Source organism: Micromonospora sp. CPCC 206061 (assembly GCF_036906915.1).
Classification (GTDB): domain Bacteria; phylum Actinomycetota; class Actinomycetes; order Mycobacteriales; family Micromonosporaceae; genus Phytohabitans.
Map to the genome: position 1 here is coordinate 14,406 of NZ_JBAKHX010000070.1, position 17,141 is coordinate 31,546.

The window sequence follows — 17,141 nt, forward strand, 5'->3', positions numbered from 1 at the left end:
CGTCGGGCTGCGTACGGCGTGTGTCGTTTCGCGGCGGACGCCTTCAGGCTCCAGCAACGGGAGCCTGGAGGCATGTTTCCGGTAGAGACACACGAACTCACCAAGCGGTACGGCGAGCACCTCGCCGTCGACCGCGTGAGCCTCACCGTGAAGAGCGGTGAGATCTACGGCTTCCTCGGCCCGAACGGTGCCGGGAAGACCACCACGCTCCGGATGCTGCTCGGGCTGGTCCGGCCGACGTCCGGCAGGGTGCGCATGCTCGGGCAGGCGCCGGGGCAGCTCGCCCAGATCGGCGCGCTGATCGAGGGTCCCGCCTTCTATCCATACCTGTCCGGGCGGGAGAACCTGCGCGTCCTCGCCCGGTACGCGGGCGTTCCCGCCCGGCGGGTCGAGATCGCGCTGGAGTTGGTCGACCTCGCCGGGCGCGGCAAGGACCGCTACAGCACCTACTCGCTCGGCATGAAGCAGCGCCTCGGTGTGGCGGCCGCGCTCCTCAAGGACCCGCGCCTGCTGATCCTCGACGAGCCCACCAACGGCCTCGACCCGGCCGGCATGGCCGACATGCGGGCGCTGATCCGGCGGCTCGGCGCGGCCGGTAGCACAGTCGTGATCTCCAGCCACCTGCTGGGCGAGGTGCAGCAGATCTGCGACCGGGTCGGCGTGATCTCGCAGGGCCGGCTGATCACCGAGAGCACGGTCGCCGACCTGCGGGGCGGCGCACGGCTGCGGGTGGTCGCCGACCCGATCGACGCGGCCGCCGCGCGGGCCCGCGCCCTGCTGGGCGGTGACCGGGTACGCGTCGACGGCGCCGGAATGGACCTGGACATCCCGCACGACCGGGCGGCGTGGATCAACGCCGAACTGGTCGACGCCGGCATCGCGGTCAGCGAGCTAGGCATTCGCGAACGCGAACTCGAAGACGTCTTCCTGGAGATGACCCATGTGGGCTAGCACTCATGCCGAACTGACCAAGCTGGTGCGGCGCCCGGCGAACTGGCTCCTGCTCGCCGTCGCGCTCGCGCTAAGCCTGACCTTCACCTACCTGGTGCCGTACGCCGGCGCGGACGGGCCGACCGCCGACCGGGGCGTCGCGTCGACGTTCCCCAACCATCTGGTCGGCAACTCGATAGGCGGCTGGCCGGTCTTCGCCGGCGCGATCGCGCTGATCCTCGGCGTGCTCGCCGCCGGTGGCGAGTACGGATGGGGCACCTGGAAGACGGTGCTCGCGCAGGGGCCGTCGAGGCTGTCGGTGTACACGGGAAAGCTGGCGGCGATCGGCCTGGCCGTCCTCGTCATGGTTCTGACGCTCTTCGCCGCGGGCGCGGTGACCAGCACGGCGATCGCCACCGCCGAAGGCGCGGCGATGAACTGGCCCTCCGTCGGCGACCTCGCAGGCGGGGTCGGCGCCGGGTGGCTGATCGCGATGATGTGGGCGATGCTCGGCGTCGTGCTGGCGGTCGGGCTGCGCGGCGTGGCGATGCCGATCGGGCTGGGCCTGGTGTGGCTGATGGCGGTGCAGAACCTGCTGACCTCGGTCGCGGCGCCGCTGCTCGATTGGGTGGCCGAGGCGCAGAAGGGCCTGCCCGGCCCCAACGCGGGCTCGCTCGTGGCGGCGCTCGGCTCGTCGCCGCAGACGCCCGGCGTGGCGGAGCTGGTCGGATCCGGCCAGGCGGCGGCTGTGGTGGCGGCGTACCTGGTGGTGTTCGGCGTGCTGGGCGGCCTGCTGCTGCGACGCCGCGACATCCTCTAGTTTCCAAGCGCGCGAGCGACCCGAGCGAAGGCGAGGGCATGAGACTCTGCAAGATGAACCTCGTGAGGCGGCAGCTGGCGCAGGACGGCATCCTCGCTGCGGTGCTGGTCGGGATCGGGCTGGTCGGCACCACGGGCGCCGGAGGGCTCCAGGACATCCGGGTCACCTGGTGGATGTACGCGCTGGTCGTGATCGCCGCGCTGACCCTGGTGGTGCGGCGCCTGAACCCGCTGGGCACGGTCGCGGTGGTGGCGGTCGTGGCCTCGGCGTACCTGGTGGGTGGCGGTCCGTTGGGGCCGATCCTGATCTCGTTCCTGATCGCCGTCTACACGGTCGCGCGGCACCGCCCGACCCGCGAGGCGGCGATCTGGACGGGGGCGGCCCTGGCGATCCTGATGGCGCACATCCTGGTCGACGGGGAGATCGGCGACGTGATCCCGGCGTCGGCGTGGGCGGTGGTGCCGTTCGCGGTGGGCGTCACCGTCCGGCTCAGCAGGGAGGCCGCCGCCCGAAACCGAGCCGAGCTGGCCCGCCAGTACGCCGACGAGGAACGGCTGCGGGTCGCCCAGGAGGTGCACGACGTGGTTGGCCACGGGCTTTCGGCGATCAACATGCAGGCCGAGATCGCGCTGCACCTGCTGCCCAAACGCCCCGAGCAGGCCGAGGCCGCGCTGAACGCGATCAGCCGCACCAGCCGCGAGGCGCTCGACGAGCTGCGGGTCACGCTGGCGCTGGTACGCCGGCCGCGAGGCGACGAGACCCGCGCCGCCATCGCTGGACTGGCACGCCTCGACGCACTGGTGGCCCGGATGTCCGAGACCGGCGTGGCGGTGACGGTGGAGGTCACCGGCGAGCGGCGCGACCTGCCGGTGGTGATCGACCTGGCCGCGTACCGGGTGGTCCAGGAGTCGTTGACCAACGTGCTCCGGCACGCCGGGGCGGCCACCGCTACGGTGCGGTTGGCGTACAAGACGGAGGAGATCACCGTGGAGGTCACGGATACCGGGCGCACCGCCGCCGCACCGTCGGGCGGCGGGCACGGCCTGGCCGGCATGCGGGAACGCGTCGACGCGCTGGGTGGCGAGTTCGACGCCGGGCCGATGCCGGGCGGCGGCTTCCGCGTGTACGCGAGGCTGCCGCTCTCATGATCCGGGTACTGATCGCCGACGACCAGGACCTGGTGCGCCTCGGGCTGCGCACCCTTTTGGAGAGCGAAGACGACATGGCGGTGGCCGGCGAGGCGGCCGACGGCCTCGCGGCGGTCGAGATGGCGCGGCGCGAGCGCCCCGACGTGATCCTCATGGATGTGCGGATGCCCGGCATCGACGGCATCGAGGCGACCCGCCGCATCGGGGCCGACGCGTCGCTGGCGGAGACCCGCGTGATCGTGTTGACGACGTTCGAGCTGGACGAGTACGTGTTCGACGCGCTCCGGTACGGCGCCAGCGGCTTCCTGATCAAGGACACCAAGCCGGCCGAGCTGCTGCGTGCCGTCAGGCTGGTCGCCGAGGGCGAGGCGCTGCTGTCGCCGTCGGTCACCCGGCGGGTGGTACGCGAGTTCGCGACCCGCCCGAGTCGGGCCTCCAAGCCCCACCCGCAGCTGGGCATGCTCACCGAGCGGGAGCGGGAGATCGTCGGGCTGGTCGGCGAAGGGCTGAGCAACGACGAGATCGCCGAGCGATTGGTGGTGAGCCCCGCGACCGCCCGCACCCACGTCAGTCGCGCCATGATCAAGCTAGGTGCCCGCGACCGCGCCCAGCTGGTCGTCTTCGCGTACCAGTCCGGCCTGGTCCCCCTCTAGCCCGCCCTTCCGCCCCGCCGCCGCTTTTCCGTCGATCAAGGGCAAACGCACGCGGTTCGATCTCTTTTCCGCGTGCATTTGCCCTTGATCGACGGACCTCTCCTTGATCGGCGAGACTGCCAGCATTCCGGCGCCGTCCCCGGCCGTCTCCGGCGACCGCACCGGCCGCCGAGGCGGGCGGGGTGGCGGCGCGGGGCGGCCCACGCGGGCGGCGGGTACCCTGGCTCTGGCTGGGCGTCCTAGTGCCCAGCGTCGCCGTACCCGCTAACAAACGACAAACGGGATGTTGCGCCGTGTTTGACACCTTGAGCGACCGGCTCTCCGGGATCTTCACCAAGCTCCGTGGCAAGGGCCGGCTCACCGACGCCGACATCGACGCGACCGCCCGCGAGATCCGCCTCGCGCTGCTGGAGGCCGATGTCGCGCTGCCGGTGGTCAGGGCGTTCATCACGGCGCTCAAGGAGCGGGCGCGCGGTGCGGAGGTGTCGCAGGCGCTCAACCCGGCCCAGCAGGTCATCAAGATCGTGCACGAGGAGCTGGTCGGTGTCCTCGGTGGTGAGGCGCGGCGGCTCCAGTTCGCCAAGCAGCCGCCCACCGTGATCATGCTGGCGGGCCTTCAGGGTTCGGGTAAGACGACGCTCGCGGGCAAGCTGGCCCGCTGGCTCAAGGCGCAGGGCCACCAGCCGCTGCTGGTCGCCGCCGACCTCCAGCGCCCCAACGCGGTCGGTCAGCTCCAGGTTCTCGGTGGCCGCGCGGGTGTCGAGGTGTACGCGCCGGAGCCGGGCAACGGGGTCGGCGACCCGGTGCAGGTGGCGAAGGCCTCGATCGAGCACGCGCGCCGCCAGGCCCGTGACATCGTCATCGTCGACACCGCCGGCCGGCTGGGCATCGACGCCGAGATGATGGCGCAGGCGGCCGCGATCCGTGACGCGGTCGACCCGGACGAGGTCGTGTTCGTCATCGACGCGATGGTCGGCCAGGACGCGGTCACCACGGCCGAGGCCTTCCGCGACGGGGTCGGCATCACCGGTGTCGTGCTGTCCAAGCTCGACGGTGACGCCCGGGGTGGTGCCGCGCTGTCGGTGCGGCACGTGACGGGCCAGCCGATCCTCTTCGCGTCGACCGGTGAGAAGTTGGAGGACTTCGACGTCTTCCACCCGGACCGGATGGCGAGCCGCATCCTCGGCATGGGCGACATGCTCACCCTGATCGAGCAGGCGGAGCAGGCGTTCGACTCCGATCAGAAGGAGAAGATGGCCGCCAAGCTCATGGGCGGCGAGACCTTCACCTTGGAAGACTTCCTCGATCAGCTGATCGCGGTGCGCCGGATGGGCCCGATCGCGAACGTGCTGGCCATGATGCCGGGCATGGGCCAGATGAAGGACCAGCTGGCGGAGCTCGACGACAAGCACTTCGACCGCGTCACCGCGATCATCCGTTCGATGACACCGAGCGAGCGCACCAACCCGAAGATCATCAACGGCTCCCGCCGCGCCCGCATCGCGAACGGATCCGGCGTCACCGTGATGGACGTCAACCAGCTGCTCAACCGCTTCACCGAGGCGCAAAAGATGATGAAGCAGATGGGCGGGATGATGGGCCTGCCCGGCGCCCGGCGCAAGGCGACCAAGTCGCCGAAGAACAAGCGCAAGGGCAGCAAGGGCGGCAACCGGCCCCGTACCAGCGGCGCCATGCCGGGCGGCATGCCAGGCGGGATGCCACAGCTCCCGCCGGGGTTCGACCCGAGCGCGCTAGGCGGCGGCGCTGGCATGCCACCCGGCTTCAAGCTCCCGAAGCTCGACTTCGGCAAGCTCGGCAAGAAGAAGCCCGACTCCGACGAGACATGATTGGCCACCTCCGGGGCGTCCTGCTGCCTGACGACGAGGAGCGCGACCTCTGGTTCGTCGACGACCGGGTCACGTTCGAGCCGGTTCCGGGCGCGACCACGATCGCCGACGGCGGATACATCGTGCCGGGGCTGGTCGACGCGCACTGCCACATCGGCATCGCGCCGGGCGGCGCCCCGATCGGCGATATCGCCCAGGCGAAGGAGCTGGCCGCCAAGGACCGCGATGCCGGGGTGCTCGCCATTCGAGACGCCGGTTCGCCGTACCCGTACCCCCAACTCGACGACGACCCCGACGTGCCGCGACTGGCGCGTGCGGGCCGGCATGTCGCGCCGCCGAAGCGCTACCTGCGCGACATCGGCGTCGAGGTCGGCGCCCCGGACGTGCCCGCGGCGGTGGCCGCGCAGGCGCGCGCGGGCAACGGGTGGGTCAAGCTCGTGGGCGACTGGATCGACCGGTCGGTAGGCGACCTCGCGCCGGCGTGGGACGCCGAGACGCTGGCGGCGGCGGTGCGCGCCGCGCAGGGCGCGGGTGCGCGGATCACCGCGCACACCTTCTCCGAGGAGGCGGTCGCGGTCCTGGTGCGTGCCGGCATCGACTGCGTCGAGCACGGCACGGGGCTCTCGCTCGACCTGGTCGACGAGATGGCGCGGCGAGGCACCGCACTGGTGCCTACCATGATCAATATCGCGACCTTCGGCGACATCGCGGCGCGGGCGGAGGAGAAATTCCCCGTGTACGCGGGCCACATGCGCGCCCTCGGCGATGGGTTCCCGGCGGTGGTGCGGGCGGCGTACGAGGCCGGCGTGCCGATCTACGTAGGCACCGACGCGGGCGGTGGCATCGCGCACGGCCGGGTGGCCGACGAGATGCTGAGCCTGCACTTCGCCGGAATGAGCGCGATCGACGTACTGCGGGCCGCCTCCTGGGGTGCCCGCGAATGGCTCGGCTTCCCGGGCCTGGTCGAGGGCGGCCTCGCCGACCTGGTGGTCTACGAGGCCGACCCCCGCCAGGACCTGCGGGTGGTGCGCGCGCCGCTCCGGATCGTGCTGCGCGGCCGCGTCGTCGGATAGGCCGGTCTCAGCGCGAGGCGATGTCCCATACCCGGAAGCCGGTGCTGCCCGGGCACGCCAGCCTGCGCTCGGTCCAGGAGCAGAACCGAGGAGTCATAAGACCTTCGAGCGGGCTGTCACCCAGCTCCTGGCGCGAACCGTCGGCCGCGGTGACGCCGGCGAGCTTGCCACCGCCGAAGGACAGCAGCGTGCCGGTGGAGACCCAGGCCAGCGACGCCCGCCGGTCCTCCTCGCCGAGCAGCTGCGTGCCGTCGTGATCGAACAGCGCGCTCGACATCTCGTCTGGCTGCGCTCCCGAGCCGGTCACGAGCACCCGCGCGCCGCTGGGCAGCAGCCGTTGCGCCCCGGCCGGCGCCTGCTTGCGCCAGATTTCCAGGCCGCTGGCGACATCCACGGCGGCGATCTCCGCGGGCGCCTCCGTCGCGCCCCCATCCAGCAGGCAGATCCGGTCGCTGCCGCACGGGGCCAAGTCGTAGTAGCTGCGCCCGGATGCGGCTTTGTGCAGCTCACGTGCCGCCCCGCCGCCGTCCACCTCTGCTACCACCACCCTGTTCGGGCCCGTCCCGCGATGCGCGCCGAACAGCCGCCCGTCATAGGCCAGGTAGTGCGCGTCGGCGCCGATGCCGACCCCCGGGCGGGTGGACCGCACCGCGCCGGTGGCCGAATCCCGCACCACGAGTGCTCCACCGGCGGTGATCTGCAGCATCCGGGGGTCGCTCAGGTGCGCGGGGAACGCGCCGTTCGAACTGCCCGGCAGGGGGTCGGCCGGGCCGTACATGCCCAGGCTCGCCACCGGAGGATCGGCCGGGGGCGCCTCGTCCCACACGACCCGGCCGGTGCTCCAGTCGCGTGCCGAGATGGCGCCGGCCTCGGTCACGTGCACAAGGGCGGAGTCGTAGAAGAGCAGGTCGTCGCCGTTCATGTCGAATGGAAGCTCCCAACGCACCCGGCCGGTGTCCGGGTCGACCACGTACAGCAGCTGGTCCGGGACCGTGCCGTCGTTGTGCTCCCCGATCGCCAGCAGGGCCTGGGGCACCGCGATGATGCCGTTCGAGTCGTCGAACTCGCCGAGCGTGCGTGCCGGCCAGGCGGCCTTCCCGGTCTCCAGGTCGGCGGCGGCCACCCGCAGCGTGCCGTCCTCCTCCTGCCAGCCGGCGTACGCGCGGTTCCCGGCGATCGCGGTCAGCCCGAAGCGGACCTGCTGGTCGCCGTACCGGATCTCCTTGCCGAGCGGGCGCGCCGGGCCGAGCTGGACCGGCCCGTCCGGCGGTGGGGCCACCGGTTCGGGGCCAGCCGCGTCGCGCGCCAGCCACGATCCTCCGGTCAGGCCGGCGGCGAGCGCGCCAGCCGTCGCGAGGCCGGCCGCGACCAGCTGGGTGCGCCGGCGGCGCTCGCCCCGATGGCGGGCGGTCGACGGATCGCCCAGCGGGATCCCGTCGGCGTCACGGCCGAGCGCGGTGAACATGCGTTCCAGATCAGTCGACATCCGCGGAACCTCCTCGTACCGGCTGTGGCACCAAGTCGCCGAGGGCAGCGGCGAGGCCGGCTCGCCCCCGGGAGAGCCAGGACTTGACCGTGCCGGCGGTCGCGCCGGTCTCGGCCGCGATCTCGGCGACCGAGCGGTCCAGCAGGTAGTGCAGCGCGAGCGCCCGGCGGTGCGCCGCCGGCAGCGTGCGCATGGCTTTCACGAGCAGCACCGTGTCTTCCGAGGGCGGCGCGGCGGGCGCCGGTGGCCGGGACGCGGCGGCGCGGGCCCGGCGTACGCCCAGGTGTCGCCAGCGGTCGGTGGCCAGGCGGGTTACCACCAGCCGCAGCCACGCCTCGGTGTCGTCGTACCGGCTCACCCGCCGCCAGCGCTGCCACGCGCGTGCGTACGCCTCCTGCAATAGATCCTGGGCCTCTGCCGGGTCGCCGGTCAGCCCGTACGCATAGCGCAGCAGGCGTCTGGATGTGTCCCGGTAGAACGCGTCGAACCCGTCGGCCTCCGCCATCCCCACCGCCTCTAAGTCGTGTCTCTGAGAAGGACACGGGCCGGTGCCGGATCGGGTTGCGCCAGGGGTGGATAGGATGCTGCCTCATGGCACGCGTGCTCACTCCCCGTGCGGAGGACTTCCCCCGCTGGTATCAGGACGTCATCGCGAAAGCGCAGCTGGCTGACAACGGCCCGGTGCGCGGCACGATGGTGATCCGCCCGACCGGCTACGCCATCTGGGAGCGCATGCAGGCCGAGATGGATGACCGGATCAAGGTGGCAGGCGCGGAAAACGCGTACTTCCCGCTCTTCATCCCGGAGAGTTACCTGCGCCGGGAGGCCGAGCACGTCGAGGGCTTCTCGCCCGAGCTGGCGGTGGTCACGCACGGTGGCGGCAAGCAGCTTGCCGAGCCGGTCGTGGTGCGCCCCACCAGTGAGACCGTGATCGGCGAGTTCATGGCCAAGTGGATCGACTCGTACCGGGATCTGCCGCTGCTGCTCAACCAGTGGGCCAACGTGGTGCGGTGGGAGCTGCGGCCGCGGATCTTCCTGCGCACCAGCGAGTTCCTCTGGCAGGAGGGGCACACGGCGCACGCCACCGAGGCCGACGCGCGCGCCTACGCCCGCAAGATCCTGCACGAGGTGTACGAGGACTTCATGGTCGGAGTGCTCGGCATCCCCGTGCTGGTGGGGCGCAAGACGGCCGGCGAGCGGTTCGCGGGCGCCACCAACACCTACACGCTCGAAGGCATGATGGGCGACGGCAAGGCGCTGCAGCTGGGCACGTCGCACGAGCTGGGGCAGAACTTCGCCCGCGCCTTCGACATCACCTACTCGTCGGCGACCGGCGGCCAGGAGCACGCCTGGACCACGAGCTGGGGCACGTCGACCCGCATGCTGGGTGGTCTGATCATGTGCCACGGCGACGACAACGGGTTGCGCGTGCCGCCGAGGCTGGCGCCCGTGCAGGCGTACGTGATGATCGTCAAGGATAGCGACGGCGGTGCCCTCGGGAGCGTGGCAGGGGCGGCGTCGAAACTTCGAGACGCCCTGCGCGACGCCGGGGTCCGGGTCGGGTTCGACGACCGGGTCGACACGCCGTTCGGCCGCCGCGCCGTCGATGCCGAACTCAAGGGCTATCCGGTACGCGTCGAGGTGGGCCCCCGCGACCTCGCGGCGGGTAACGCGGTCGTGGTGCGCCGCACCGACGGCTCTAAGACGCCGGTGGCGGTGCCCGACGTGGTGTCGCGCGTGCTCGCCGCGCTGGAGGCCGACCAGCAGACCCTGCACGACGAGGCGCTGGCGCTGCGCGAGTCGCGCACCGTCGAGGTCTCTTCGCTGGCCGACGCGATCGAGGCGTCGAGCACCGGTTGGGCGCGGGTGCCGTGGTCGCAAGTGGGCCCGGCGGGCGAGGCCGAGGCCAACGGCAAGGGCGTGACTGTGCGGTGCCTGGTGCGCGCAGACGGTTCCGTACCGGATTCCGAGGACGAGCCCGACCTGGTGGCGGTCCTGGCGCGCGCGTACTGATGCGGTTCACGCCGGGGCAGATGATCCTGCACCGCAACGTCCGGCGTGGCCGGATCGGGTGGGTACGCCCTGGCCGGGTGGTCAGCGACGACGAGCGCGGCCTGTTGCTGTGGATCGCTTCCGGCACAACGGTTGTCAACGAGGTGGCCGCCGACGGGCGGGGCATGCGGGCGATGCCGTTCACTGAGTGGATCAGCACGTCGTATCGGCTGGCGCATGGCGTCTGGGCTGGTCCGCCGGTGCTCAAGCTCCTGCCTGCCGGTGCCAGCCACTCCGTGTGGTGGTTCCGTGATGACGAAGGCCGGTTCAAGAACTGGTACGTCAATCTGGAAGAACCGGCCGTGCGCTGGGCCGATGACGGCACGGCGGGGGTCGACATCGTCGACCAGGATCTCGACGTGGTTGTCTGGCCCGACCACCGCTGGGAGTGGAAGGACGAGGAGGAGTTCGTCGAGCGGCTCGCCTTCCCGGAGCACTACTGGGTGGCCGACGAGGCGGCGGTGCGCGCCGAGGGCGAGCGGGTGATCAAGGTCGCCGAGGCGGGTGAGTTCCCGTTCGACGGCTCCTGGACCGACTTCGTTCCCGACGCCGCGTGGCAGCCGCCACACGACTTACCGGTGGGGTGGGACCGACCACCTCTGGCCGGTCTGGCACAATAGGTCGCTGGTATCGGCGTGCGTCCGCGCCCTCTAACCCGGACGCGTCGCCAGTCCACGAGCCTCCGGCGTCACAACCCCACGTGGCGTCCGTCTGCTCACCCGAATCGCACAGGAGCGAAAGCAACCGTGGCCGTTAAGATCCGGCTCCTGCGGATGGGCAAGATCCGCAACCCGCAGTACCGCATCGTCATCGCCGATTCGCGCACCAAGCGCGACGGCCGGGCGATCGAGTACGTGGGCATCTACCAGCCGAAGGAAGACCCTTCGGTGATCGAAGTCAAGTCGGAGCGGGTGCAGTACTGGCTCTCGGTGGGCGCGCAGCCCAGCGAGGCCGTGCAGCGCATCCTGGAGAAGACCGGCGACTGGCAGAAGTTCAAGGGCCTGCCGGCTCCCCCGCCGCTGCTGGTGGCGGCCCCGCGGGCCGACCGCAAGGCGGCGTACGAGGCCGAGGCCAAGGCTGCTGCCGGCGTGGCGGAGACCCCCGCCGCGAAGCCCGCGAAGAAGGCGACCAAGGCGGCGAAGGCCGCGGCCGAGGCGCCGGCTGAGAAGCCCGCTGAGAAGCCGGCCGAGAAGCCCGCTGAGAAGACCGAGGAGCAGGCCGGTGCCGCCTCCGGCGAGCAGGGCTGAGGTGGCGCTCCGGCCCGCGCTGGAGCACCTGGTCAAGGGCATCGTCGATCACCCCGACGACGTCCGGGTCCGGATGGTCGACTCCAGGCGCGGCAAGCGCCTGGAGGTGCGTGTGCACCCCGAAGACCTCGGCACGGTCATCGGTCGCGGCGGTCGCACCGCCAAGGCCCTGCGCCAGGTCATCGGGTCGATCGGTGGGCGCGGCGTCCGGGTCGACATCGTCGATTCCTACTGATCCGCGATGGATCTTCGGACCGTCGGACGCATCGGCCGCCCTCACGGCATTCGCGGTGAGGTCCTGGTGGAGGTGCGCACCGACGATCCAGACGAGCGGTTCGCCCCTGGCAAGGTTTTGATCACCGAGCCGGGGGCGTCACCGTCTGACCCTGCCGCCTACAAGGTGCCCGACCGGCTCACCGTCGAGGCCGCCCGCGCGCACCAGGGCCGGCTGATCGTGGTGTTCGAGGGCGTGTACGACCGGAATGTCGCCGAGGCGCTGCGCGGCGTGCTGCTGTCGGTCGACAGCGCCGAGATCGCCGACCCCACCGACCCGGACGAGTTCAACGACCACCAGTTGGTGGGGCTGACCGCGGTCACCACGTCGGGCGAGACGCTGGGCGAGGTGGCTCGGGTCGACCACGCGCCGGCCTCCGACATGCTGGTGCTGCGCCGGCCGGAGGGGCGCACCTCGCTGGTGCCGTTCGTCAAGGCGATCGTGCCCGAGGTCGACCTTGCCGGTGGTCGGGTCGTCGTCGACCCGCCGGAAGGTCTGCTGGACCTCTGAAGCCTCTTAGACCCCTGAAACCCGCTTCGAGACGCTGATCGCCAGTTCCACCCGCGAGCTGAGGTCGAGCTTCGCGAGGATGCTCGACACGTGCGTCTGCACGGTGCGGCGCGACAGAAACATCCGGGACGCGATGTCCGGGTTCGACCTGCCCTCCGCCACCATCCGCGCCACCCGGCTCTCCGTGTCGGTCAGCGCCTCCCAGCCGTGCTTGGGGCGCTTGCGCCGGCCGATCCGTCCGCGCCGGACGCCGAGCTGCCGCAGCCGGGACTCGGCGCGCGCGGCGTCCCAGCTCGCCTCCAGCGCGGCGAATCCACCCAGCGCCGTGCCCAGCGCGTCCCGCGCCTCGGCTTCCCGGCTCGCCTGCGCCAGGGCGGCTGCCGCCTCCTCATACGCCAGCGCCGTGTAGAGCGGCCACGCCGCCAGCTCGAATGCCCGTGCGGCAGCTACGAGTCCATCCGCGTCCGCCGTGCTGGCTGGCGCTCGCTCCGCTCGCGCGGGCCCCAGGGCCTGAAAGGCAGCGCCTTCCCTCGCACCGGGTACCGACTTCGTCGGCGCGTCGCTCAGTCCAGGCGCCGCCGGCCCTGGGGCCGCGAGGGCACGGCACAGCAGCGCCGTCGCCGTCAGGCTGCGTGTCGGCTGCTTGCCGGCGAGCGCTTCGGTGGTGGTGGCCAGGTCGAGTGCGCGCTTGTGGTCGCCGACGACGACGGCGAGCCGAGCCAGGTCGGCGCAGATCCGGTAGATCACCCGCCGCTGGTCGAGCCCCCACGCCCGCTCCCAGACCGGATACAGCAGGTCGAGCGCGTGGAGCGGATCGGAGCGGGACTCCTCCAGCAGCGCCTGCGCCCATCGGGTCAGGTATCCGTACTTGCGGCCGCCGACGCCGTCGTCCGGCTCCGGCAACTCCTCCCGCTCCGCCTGGTAGGTGCCGCGCCGGATGGCGACCAGCGCCGCCATGGCCTTCAGCCCTGGCGCCTGCCCGAGCGGGTCCGGACCGTCCAGCCCGGCCTCGATCTCGGCGAGCGCGTCGTCCCACCGCCCGTCGAGGAAGCGCATCCGGGCCCGCAGGGCGTAGGTGAGAGCCAGGTACACGCCGCCCGTGGCCTGGTTGTGGCGCACGGCGGTGGCGAGCGCCTCGTCCGCCTCGTCGAACCGGTCCAGCTCCAGCAGGCAGTACCCGCGCATCGCGTACGGGTCGGCCTGGAGGTCGGGCCGGATGCCACCGTGGAACGCGAGCAGGGCCCGGTCGGCGAGCGCGTACGCCTTGACCATGTCGCCCTCCGCGAACCGCAGCGCGGACATCCCCAGGTAGCCGAGCCCGACAGCCTGGGCATCCTGCTCGGCCTCGCCCTCCTCGACCGCGAGCCGCGCCGCCAGCTCACCGGCGTCGAACCGCTCCAGGTAGAAGAGGCAGAACGCCGCGAACCCCTGGAACCGGCCGGCCTCGCCCGCCGACAGCTCCGGCAGGCGGAGCGCGTCTTCGGACACGACCACCGCCTCGTCGAGCCGTCCCTGCCGGAAGCACGCCTGCATGAGCAGCCAGCGCAGCGCCGGGCCGCCGTCCGTGAACAGCGCGGTGCGCGCGGCCTGCTCGGCCGCGGCAGGGTCGCCGTCCCAGAGCAGCGCGCGCACCAGATGCAGTCGCAGCGCGGCCGCCGCCGGGTCGGCGCCGTCCAGCGCGGCAAGGGCTCTGCGAAGCAGCGGCACCGCCAGCTGCGGCGCCCGCACGATGAGGGCGTCTGCCTGCTGTACCAGCCAACCGACGGTGTCCGGGTCGAGCGTCGTGCCGGCGAGCAGGTGCCCGGCGACCCGCTCGACCGGGGCACCCGCGGCGGCCAGCACCTGCCCGGCGCGCAGCCGGAGCGCGGTGCGCACGGTCTCCGGCAGGTGCTCGGCCAGCGCCTCCCGGATCAGGTCGTGCCGGAAGACGAGCTGGTCACCGGTGTCGACGAGCAGCCCCGCATCGATCGCACGGACCAGCGTCTGCGAGACGGTGACCAGCGGGCTGCCCAGTACCGCCGACAGCTCGCCGGCGTCGATGGCCGGCCCCAGCACCGCGGCCATCTCCAGGATGTCGCGCGCCCGGCGGGGCAGGAAGTCCAGCCGGCGCATGATCGTCTCGACGAGCGATCCCGGCAGCGGCGCTTCGGTGTGGCCGCTGACCTCCGCGACGCCGTCCTCCACGGCGATGATCGACTCTCGGTACAGGGCGTCGACGAGCTCGGTCACGTACATCGGGTTGCCGCCGGCACGGGCCACCAGCCCGGCGAGGCCGGGACCGGCGGGCATCTCCAGGAGCTTCTCGACCAGCGCCGTAACCGCGGCCTCCGGCAAGGGTTCGAGCCGCAGGACGTCGGCTCCCCGCGTCGTGAGGCCGCGGACCAGCCCGGCGACCGCCTCGCCCTCCGCGGCGCTCCGGGCGGCGACGACGAGCAGGAGCGGCTGCTGCCGCACGCCCTGGGCGAGACGGTGGAGCACCAGGACGCTGGGCGGGTCTGCCCACTGCACGTCGTCGACGATCAGCGCGACGGGACCGGCGGCGGACCACTGGTCCATGAGCTCCAGGATCGCCTCGGTGGCGGCGAACTCGTGGTTGGCGGCGCTGACGCTCTGGCCGAACGCGTCTTCGCCGCGCAGCAGCCGGGCCACGTGCGCCCCGTCGTCGCCCGCGCTGTTGTGCGGGCTGACTCGCAGTCCCAGGCACGTGCCGATCGTGGCGAACGGCAGGCGTTGTTCCAGATCTTCGGCGGCGCCCCGCAGCACCCGCATCCCGAGCCGGCCGCACGTCACCGCGAACGCGTCGAGGAGGGTGGTCTTTCCGATGCCGGGCTCGCCCTCGACCAGTGCGACGGCGCCATGCCCCGAGGCGGCCTGTCGGGCCAGCTCGGATACGCGCTGGATCTCGGCTTGCCGTCCCACGAACACAGGCGGGGACATGCCGTGAGCGTATCGCTGCGAAGCGTTAGATGAGATGCCCCGGGTGGCGGGGAGGCGATTACATTTCCGCCACCCGGGGCTGGCCGGCCGGGGGGATTGGCCGGCTGCTCAGGCCGCCTTGGCCGGAGGCAGGGCGGAGGCGGCCATCAGAGGAGGGGCCGTTCGGGTCGACCATCCTCTGGTCCGGGAGGGGTTTCGTTTGGCAGGAGGGGGATACGCGCGTTGAATCTCGTAGCGGGCCCAGCGCATCCGGGCTACCGCGACGTCGGGGTGGTCGCCGAACTCCTGTGCCACCCGCGCCACACAGCTCCGGACGCCGTAATCCCGGATCGCGCGGAGGACGGCCGCTCGTACCTGCTCGGGACTCGGATGGTCGGAGTCCTGGAGCGCGGATACGAAGAGCGCCTCGCAGCGGGTGGCCGTCACGTTGGTGGGTGACATGGCTCTCACCATGCCCCGGCGTTGCGGTAGAAACATCCGCCACGTCGCTGAGGACTGTTGACGATGGCGAGGACGATGTCGATGGACGTGTGTGCGCGGCTCGCGATCTGCTCGACCGGCACGTTGCTCGCGAGGGCGTGCTTGATCGCCGAGCGCCATGTGGCGTCGGCCCGGGCTCGCACCTCGGCCGCCTGGCCCAGCACGTAGAGTGCCTGCTCGGGTGATCCGTTCATGAGTAAGACGATGCGCCTGTGTGAGACGGGATACATCCGCCACCATGCGGAGGTCAAAAACTAATGCGGCTGGATGTCGTGACGATCTTTCCCGAGTATTTCGGGCCGCTCGACCTGTCGCTGATCGGCAAGGCACGCGCGTCCGGCCTGCTCGACGTCGCCGTCCACGACCTGCGCACCTGGACGCACGACGTGCACCGCACCGTCGACGACAGTCCATACGGCGGGGGCCCAGGCATGGTGATGCGGCCCGAGCCGTGGGGCGAGGCGCTGGACGCGCTCGCACCAGCGGCCGACGTGCGGGCGCGGCTGGTCGTGCCGACTCCCGCTGGCGCCCCGTTCACCCAGGCTATGGCGCACGAGCTCGCCGCCGAGCCGCACCTGATCTTCGCCTGTGGCCGGTACGAGGGGATCGATCAGCGGGTCCTGGACCATGCCGCCACCCGGATGCCGGTGTCGGAGGTGTCGCTGGGGGACTACGTCCTGTTCGGGGGCGAAGTGGCGGTACTGGCCATGTGCGAGGCGATCGTCCGGTTGCTGCCGGGTGTACTCGGCAACGCCGAGTCACTCGCCGAAGAGTCGCACGCGCACGGCCTGCTGGAAGCGCCCGTGTACACCAAGCCGCCGCAGTGGCGCGGGCACGACGTACCGGAGATCCTCCGCTCCGGTGACCACGGCCGGATCGCACGGTGGCGCCGCGACCAGGCGCTGTTGCGCACCGCGCAGCGGCGGCCGGACCTGCTCGCGCACCTGGACCCCAGCGGCCTGGACAAGCGCGATGTCGCGGCCCTCACCGGGGCCGGATTTCAGGTACCGGGGCCTGATGTGGCAAAGTAGTGGGGTTGCCACGACCGGGCGCTGCTGAGGCGTGCCCGCTCGTGCCCGGTCCCAGCCGGGTGATGATCGCCCCGACGAGCCACGAGGAAACCACAGCGATGAACACGCTCGATGCACTGGACGCCCAGTCGCAGCGGACCGACATCCCCGACTTCCGCGCCGGTGACACTGTCAAGGTGCACGCCCGAGTCGTCGAGGGCAACCGTTCCCGGGTCCAGGTCTTCCAGGGCGTCGTGATTCGCCGCCAGGGCGGGGGCCTGCGCGAGACGTTCACGGTCCGAAAGGTCAGCTTCGGCGTTGGCGTCGAGCGGACCTACCCGGTCAACAGCCCGGCGATCGACCGCATCGAGGTCGTGACCCGCGGTGCCGTCCGCCGCGCCAAGCTCTACTACCTCCGTGAGCTGCGCGGTAAGGCCGCGAAGATCAAGGAGCGCCGCGAGAAGCAGGCCAGCTGAGCCTTTTCCAATGCGGCGCTTGGCGTCAGGCCGGTTTTTCGTTCGGCCTGACGTTGGCCGCTTGGTGCGCCGTCCGGTTACGCTAGCCGCGGTGACGTACGAAGAACGCTACGTCCGCGGCGGTCGCGCGGGCGGCGCGATACCTCCGGACTACCGCTCGCCGAGCTTCCGAGGAGGAAGTAGCGCGGGCGGTAGTGC

The 17,141-nt window shown here is 71.7% G+C and carries 18 protein-coding genes; 13 read left to right on the top strand and 5 right to left on the bottom strand.

The window, feature by feature from the left end:
- Window positions 1-72 precede the first annotated feature (72 nt).
- From V6V89_RS32040 to V6V89_RS32065, 6 genes are all read left to right on the top strand, one after another.
- Entirely contained in the window at window positions 73-951 is an 879-nt protein-coding gene (locus V6V89_RS32040; protein ID WP_334623282.1) for an ABC transporter ATP-binding protein, read from the top strand.
- Entirely contained in the window at window positions 941-1,750 is an 810-nt protein-coding gene (locus tag V6V89_RS32045) for an ABC transporter permease (RefSeq protein WP_334623283.1), read from the top strand. Before V6V89_RS32040 ends, V6V89_RS32045 begins: the two co-directional genes overlap by 11 nt.
- A 53-nt stretch (window positions 1,751-1,803) precedes the next feature.
- A complete protein-coding gene (locus V6V89_RS32050) occupies window positions 1,804-2,898 on the top strand; it encodes a sensor histidine kinase (RefSeq protein ID WP_334623284.1) in 1,095 nt (364 codons plus the stop codon).
- Window positions 2,895-3,551, top strand: coding sequence for a response regulator transcription factor (locus V6V89_RS32055; protein WP_334623285.1), 657 nt, complete (start codon window positions 2,895-2,897; stop codon window positions 3,549-3,551). The genes V6V89_RS32050 and V6V89_RS32055 overlap by 4 nt, the downstream gene beginning before the upstream one ends.
- A 293-nt stretch (window positions 3,552-3,844) precedes the next feature.
- Window positions 3,845-5,398, top strand: a complete 1,554-nt coding sequence (ffh, locus tag V6V89_RS32060) for a signal recognition particle protein (RefSeq protein WP_334623286.1) — start codon at window positions 3,845-3,847, stop codon at window positions 5,396-5,398.
- The gene (locus V6V89_RS32065) at window positions 5,395-6,471 is read left to right on the top strand and encodes an amidohydrolase family protein (protein ID WP_334623287.1); all 1,077 of its coding nucleotides are present in this window, start codon (window positions 5,395-5,397) and stop codon (window positions 6,469-6,471) included. The genes ffh and V6V89_RS32065 overlap by 4 nt, the downstream gene beginning before the upstream one ends.
- A gap of 7 nt (window positions 6,472-6,478) precedes the next feature.
- On the opposite strand, the gene V6V89_RS32070 is transcribed toward V6V89_RS32065, so the two are convergent.
- Window positions 6,479-7,957 (bottom strand): outer membrane protein assembly factor BamB family protein, encoded by a 1,479-nt coding sequence (locus tag V6V89_RS32070; protein ID WP_334623288.1) that lies wholly within the window; start codon window positions 7,955-7,957, stop codon window positions 6,479-6,481.
- Window positions 7,947-8,462, bottom strand: a complete 516-nt coding sequence (locus tag V6V89_RS32075) for a SigE family RNA polymerase sigma factor (protein WP_334623289.1) — start codon at window positions 8,460-8,462, stop codon at window positions 7,947-7,949. Before V6V89_RS32075 ends, V6V89_RS32070 begins: the two co-directional genes overlap by 11 nt.
- 86 nt (window positions 8,463-8,548) lie before the next feature.
- On the opposite strand from V6V89_RS32075, the gene proS reads away from it, so the two are divergent.
- The 5 genes from proS to rimM all read left to right on the top strand — a co-directional run bounded on the left by proS (window position 8,549) and on the right by rimM (window position 12,040).
- On the top strand, window positions 8,549-9,970 hold the full coding sequence (gene proS, locus V6V89_RS32080; protein WP_334623290.1) for a proline--tRNA ligase: 1,422 nt from the start codon (window positions 8,549-8,551) through the stop codon (window positions 9,968-9,970).
- The gene (locus tag V6V89_RS32085; RefSeq protein WP_334623291.1) at window positions 9,970-10,629 is read left to right on the top strand and encodes a DUF402 domain-containing protein; all 660 of its coding nucleotides are present in this window, start codon (window positions 9,970-9,972) and stop codon (window positions 10,627-10,629) included. Before proS ends, V6V89_RS32085 begins: the two co-directional genes overlap by 1 nt.
- A 126-nt stretch (window positions 10,630-10,755) precedes the next feature.
- The gene (gene rpsP / locus V6V89_RS32090) at window positions 10,756-11,256 is read left to right on the top strand and encodes a 30S ribosomal protein S16 (RefSeq protein WP_334623292.1); all 501 of its coding nucleotides are present in this window, start codon (window positions 10,756-10,758) and stop codon (window positions 11,254-11,256) included.
- Window positions 11,231-11,491, top strand: coding sequence for an RNA-binding protein (locus tag V6V89_RS32095; RefSeq protein WP_281893326.1), 261 nt, complete (start codon window positions 11,231-11,233; stop codon window positions 11,489-11,491). Before rpsP ends, V6V89_RS32095 begins: the two co-directional genes overlap by 26 nt.
- 6 nt (window positions 11,492-11,497) lie before the next feature.
- The gene (gene rimM, locus V6V89_RS32100; RefSeq protein WP_334623293.1) at window positions 11,498-12,040 is read left to right on the top strand and encodes a ribosome maturation factor RimM; all 543 of its coding nucleotides are present in this window, start codon (window positions 11,498-11,500) and stop codon (window positions 12,038-12,040) included.
- Between the two features lie 6 nt (window positions 12,041-12,046).
- Here the strand turns inward: rimM and V6V89_RS32105 are convergent, their stop codons facing one another.
- From V6V89_RS32105 to V6V89_RS32115, 3 genes are all read right to left on the bottom strand, one after another.
- Entirely contained in the window at window positions 12,047-14,977 is a 2,931-nt protein-coding gene (locus V6V89_RS32105) for a helix-turn-helix transcriptional regulator (RefSeq protein WP_334623294.1), read from the bottom strand.
- Between the two features lie 108 nt (window positions 14,978-15,085).
- Entirely contained in the window at window positions 15,086-15,418 is a 333-nt protein-coding gene (locus V6V89_RS32110) for a hypothetical protein (RefSeq protein ID WP_334623295.1), read from the bottom strand.
- 5 nt (window positions 15,419-15,423) lie between these two features.
- Complete coding sequence (locus V6V89_RS32115) at window positions 15,424-15,651, bottom strand: hypothetical protein (protein ID WP_265252418.1); 228 nt, start codon at window positions 15,649-15,651, stop codon at window positions 15,424-15,426.
- A gap of 63 nt (window positions 15,652-15,714) precedes the next feature.
- On the opposite strand from V6V89_RS32115, the gene trmD reads away from it, so the two are divergent.
- On the top strand, window positions 15,715-16,488 hold the full coding sequence (gene trmD, locus V6V89_RS32120) for a tRNA (guanosine(37)-N1)-methyltransferase TrmD (protein ID WP_334623296.1): 774 nt from the start codon (window positions 15,715-15,717) through the stop codon (window positions 16,486-16,488).
- Window positions 16,489-16,586: 98 nt separating this feature from the next.
- The gene (gene rplS / locus V6V89_RS32125) at window positions 16,587-16,943 is read left to right on the top strand and encodes a 50S ribosomal protein L19 (RefSeq protein ID WP_265252416.1); all 357 of its coding nucleotides are present in this window, start codon (window positions 16,587-16,589) and stop codon (window positions 16,941-16,943) included.
- The last annotated feature ends 198 nt before the right edge of the window (window positions 16,944-17,141 follow it).

Bases quoted from the DNA above. Each gene is read 5' to 3' on its own strand.
- V6V89_RS32040 (WP_334623282.1), top strand. From the start codon at position 73: ATGTTTCCGGTAGAGACACACGAACTCACCAAGCGGTACGGCGAGCAC.
- V6V89_RS32045 (WP_334623283.1), top strand. From the start codon at position 941: ATGTGGGCTAGCACTCATGCCGAACTGACCAAGCTGGTGCGGCGCCCG.
- V6V89_RS32050 (WP_334623284.1), top strand. From the start codon at position 1,804: ATGAACCTCGTGAGGCGGCAGCTGGCGCAGGACGGCATCCTCGCTGCG.
- V6V89_RS32055 (WP_334623285.1), top strand. From the start codon at position 2,895: ATGATCCGGGTACTGATCGCCGACGACCAGGACCTGGTGCGCCTCGGG.
- V6V89_RS32065 (WP_334623287.1), top strand. From the start codon at position 5,395: ATGATTGGCCACCTCCGGGGCGTCCTGCTGCCTGACGACGAGGAGCGC.
- V6V89_RS32070 (WP_334623288.1), bottom strand. From the start codon at position 7,957: ATGTCGACTGATCTGGAACGCATGTTCACCGCGCTCGGCCGTGACGCC.
- V6V89_RS32075 (WP_334623289.1), bottom strand. From the start codon at position 8,462: ATGGCGGAGGCCGACGGGTTCGACGCGTTCTACCGGGACACATCCAGA.
- proS (WP_334623290.1), top strand. From the start codon at position 8,549: ATGGCACGCGTGCTCACTCCCCGTGCGGAGGACTTCCCCCGCTGGTAT.
- V6V89_RS32085 (WP_334623291.1), top strand. From the start codon at position 9,970: ATGCGGTTCACGCCGGGGCAGATGATCCTGCACCGCAACGTCCGGCGT.
- rimM (WP_334623293.1), top strand. From the start codon at position 11,498: ATGGATCTTCGGACCGTCGGACGCATCGGCCGCCCTCACGGCATTCGC.
- V6V89_RS32105 (WP_334623294.1), bottom strand. From the start codon at position 14,977: ATGTCCCCGCCTGTGTTCGTGGGACGGCAAGCCGAGATCCAGCGCGTA.
- V6V89_RS32110 (WP_334623295.1), bottom strand. From the start codon at position 15,418: ATGTCACCCACCAACGTGACGGCCACCCGCTGCGAGGCGCTCTTCGTA.
- V6V89_RS32115 (WP_265252418.1), bottom strand. From the start codon at position 15,651: ATGAACGGATCACCCGAGCAGGCACTCTACGTGCTGGGCCAGGCGGCC.
- trmD (WP_334623296.1), top strand. From the start codon at position 15,715: ATGCGGCTGGATGTCGTGACGATCTTTCCCGAGTATTTCGGGCCGCTC.
- rplS (WP_265252416.1), top strand. From the start codon at position 16,587: ATGAACACGCTCGATGCACTGGACGCCCAGTCGCAGCGGACCGACATC.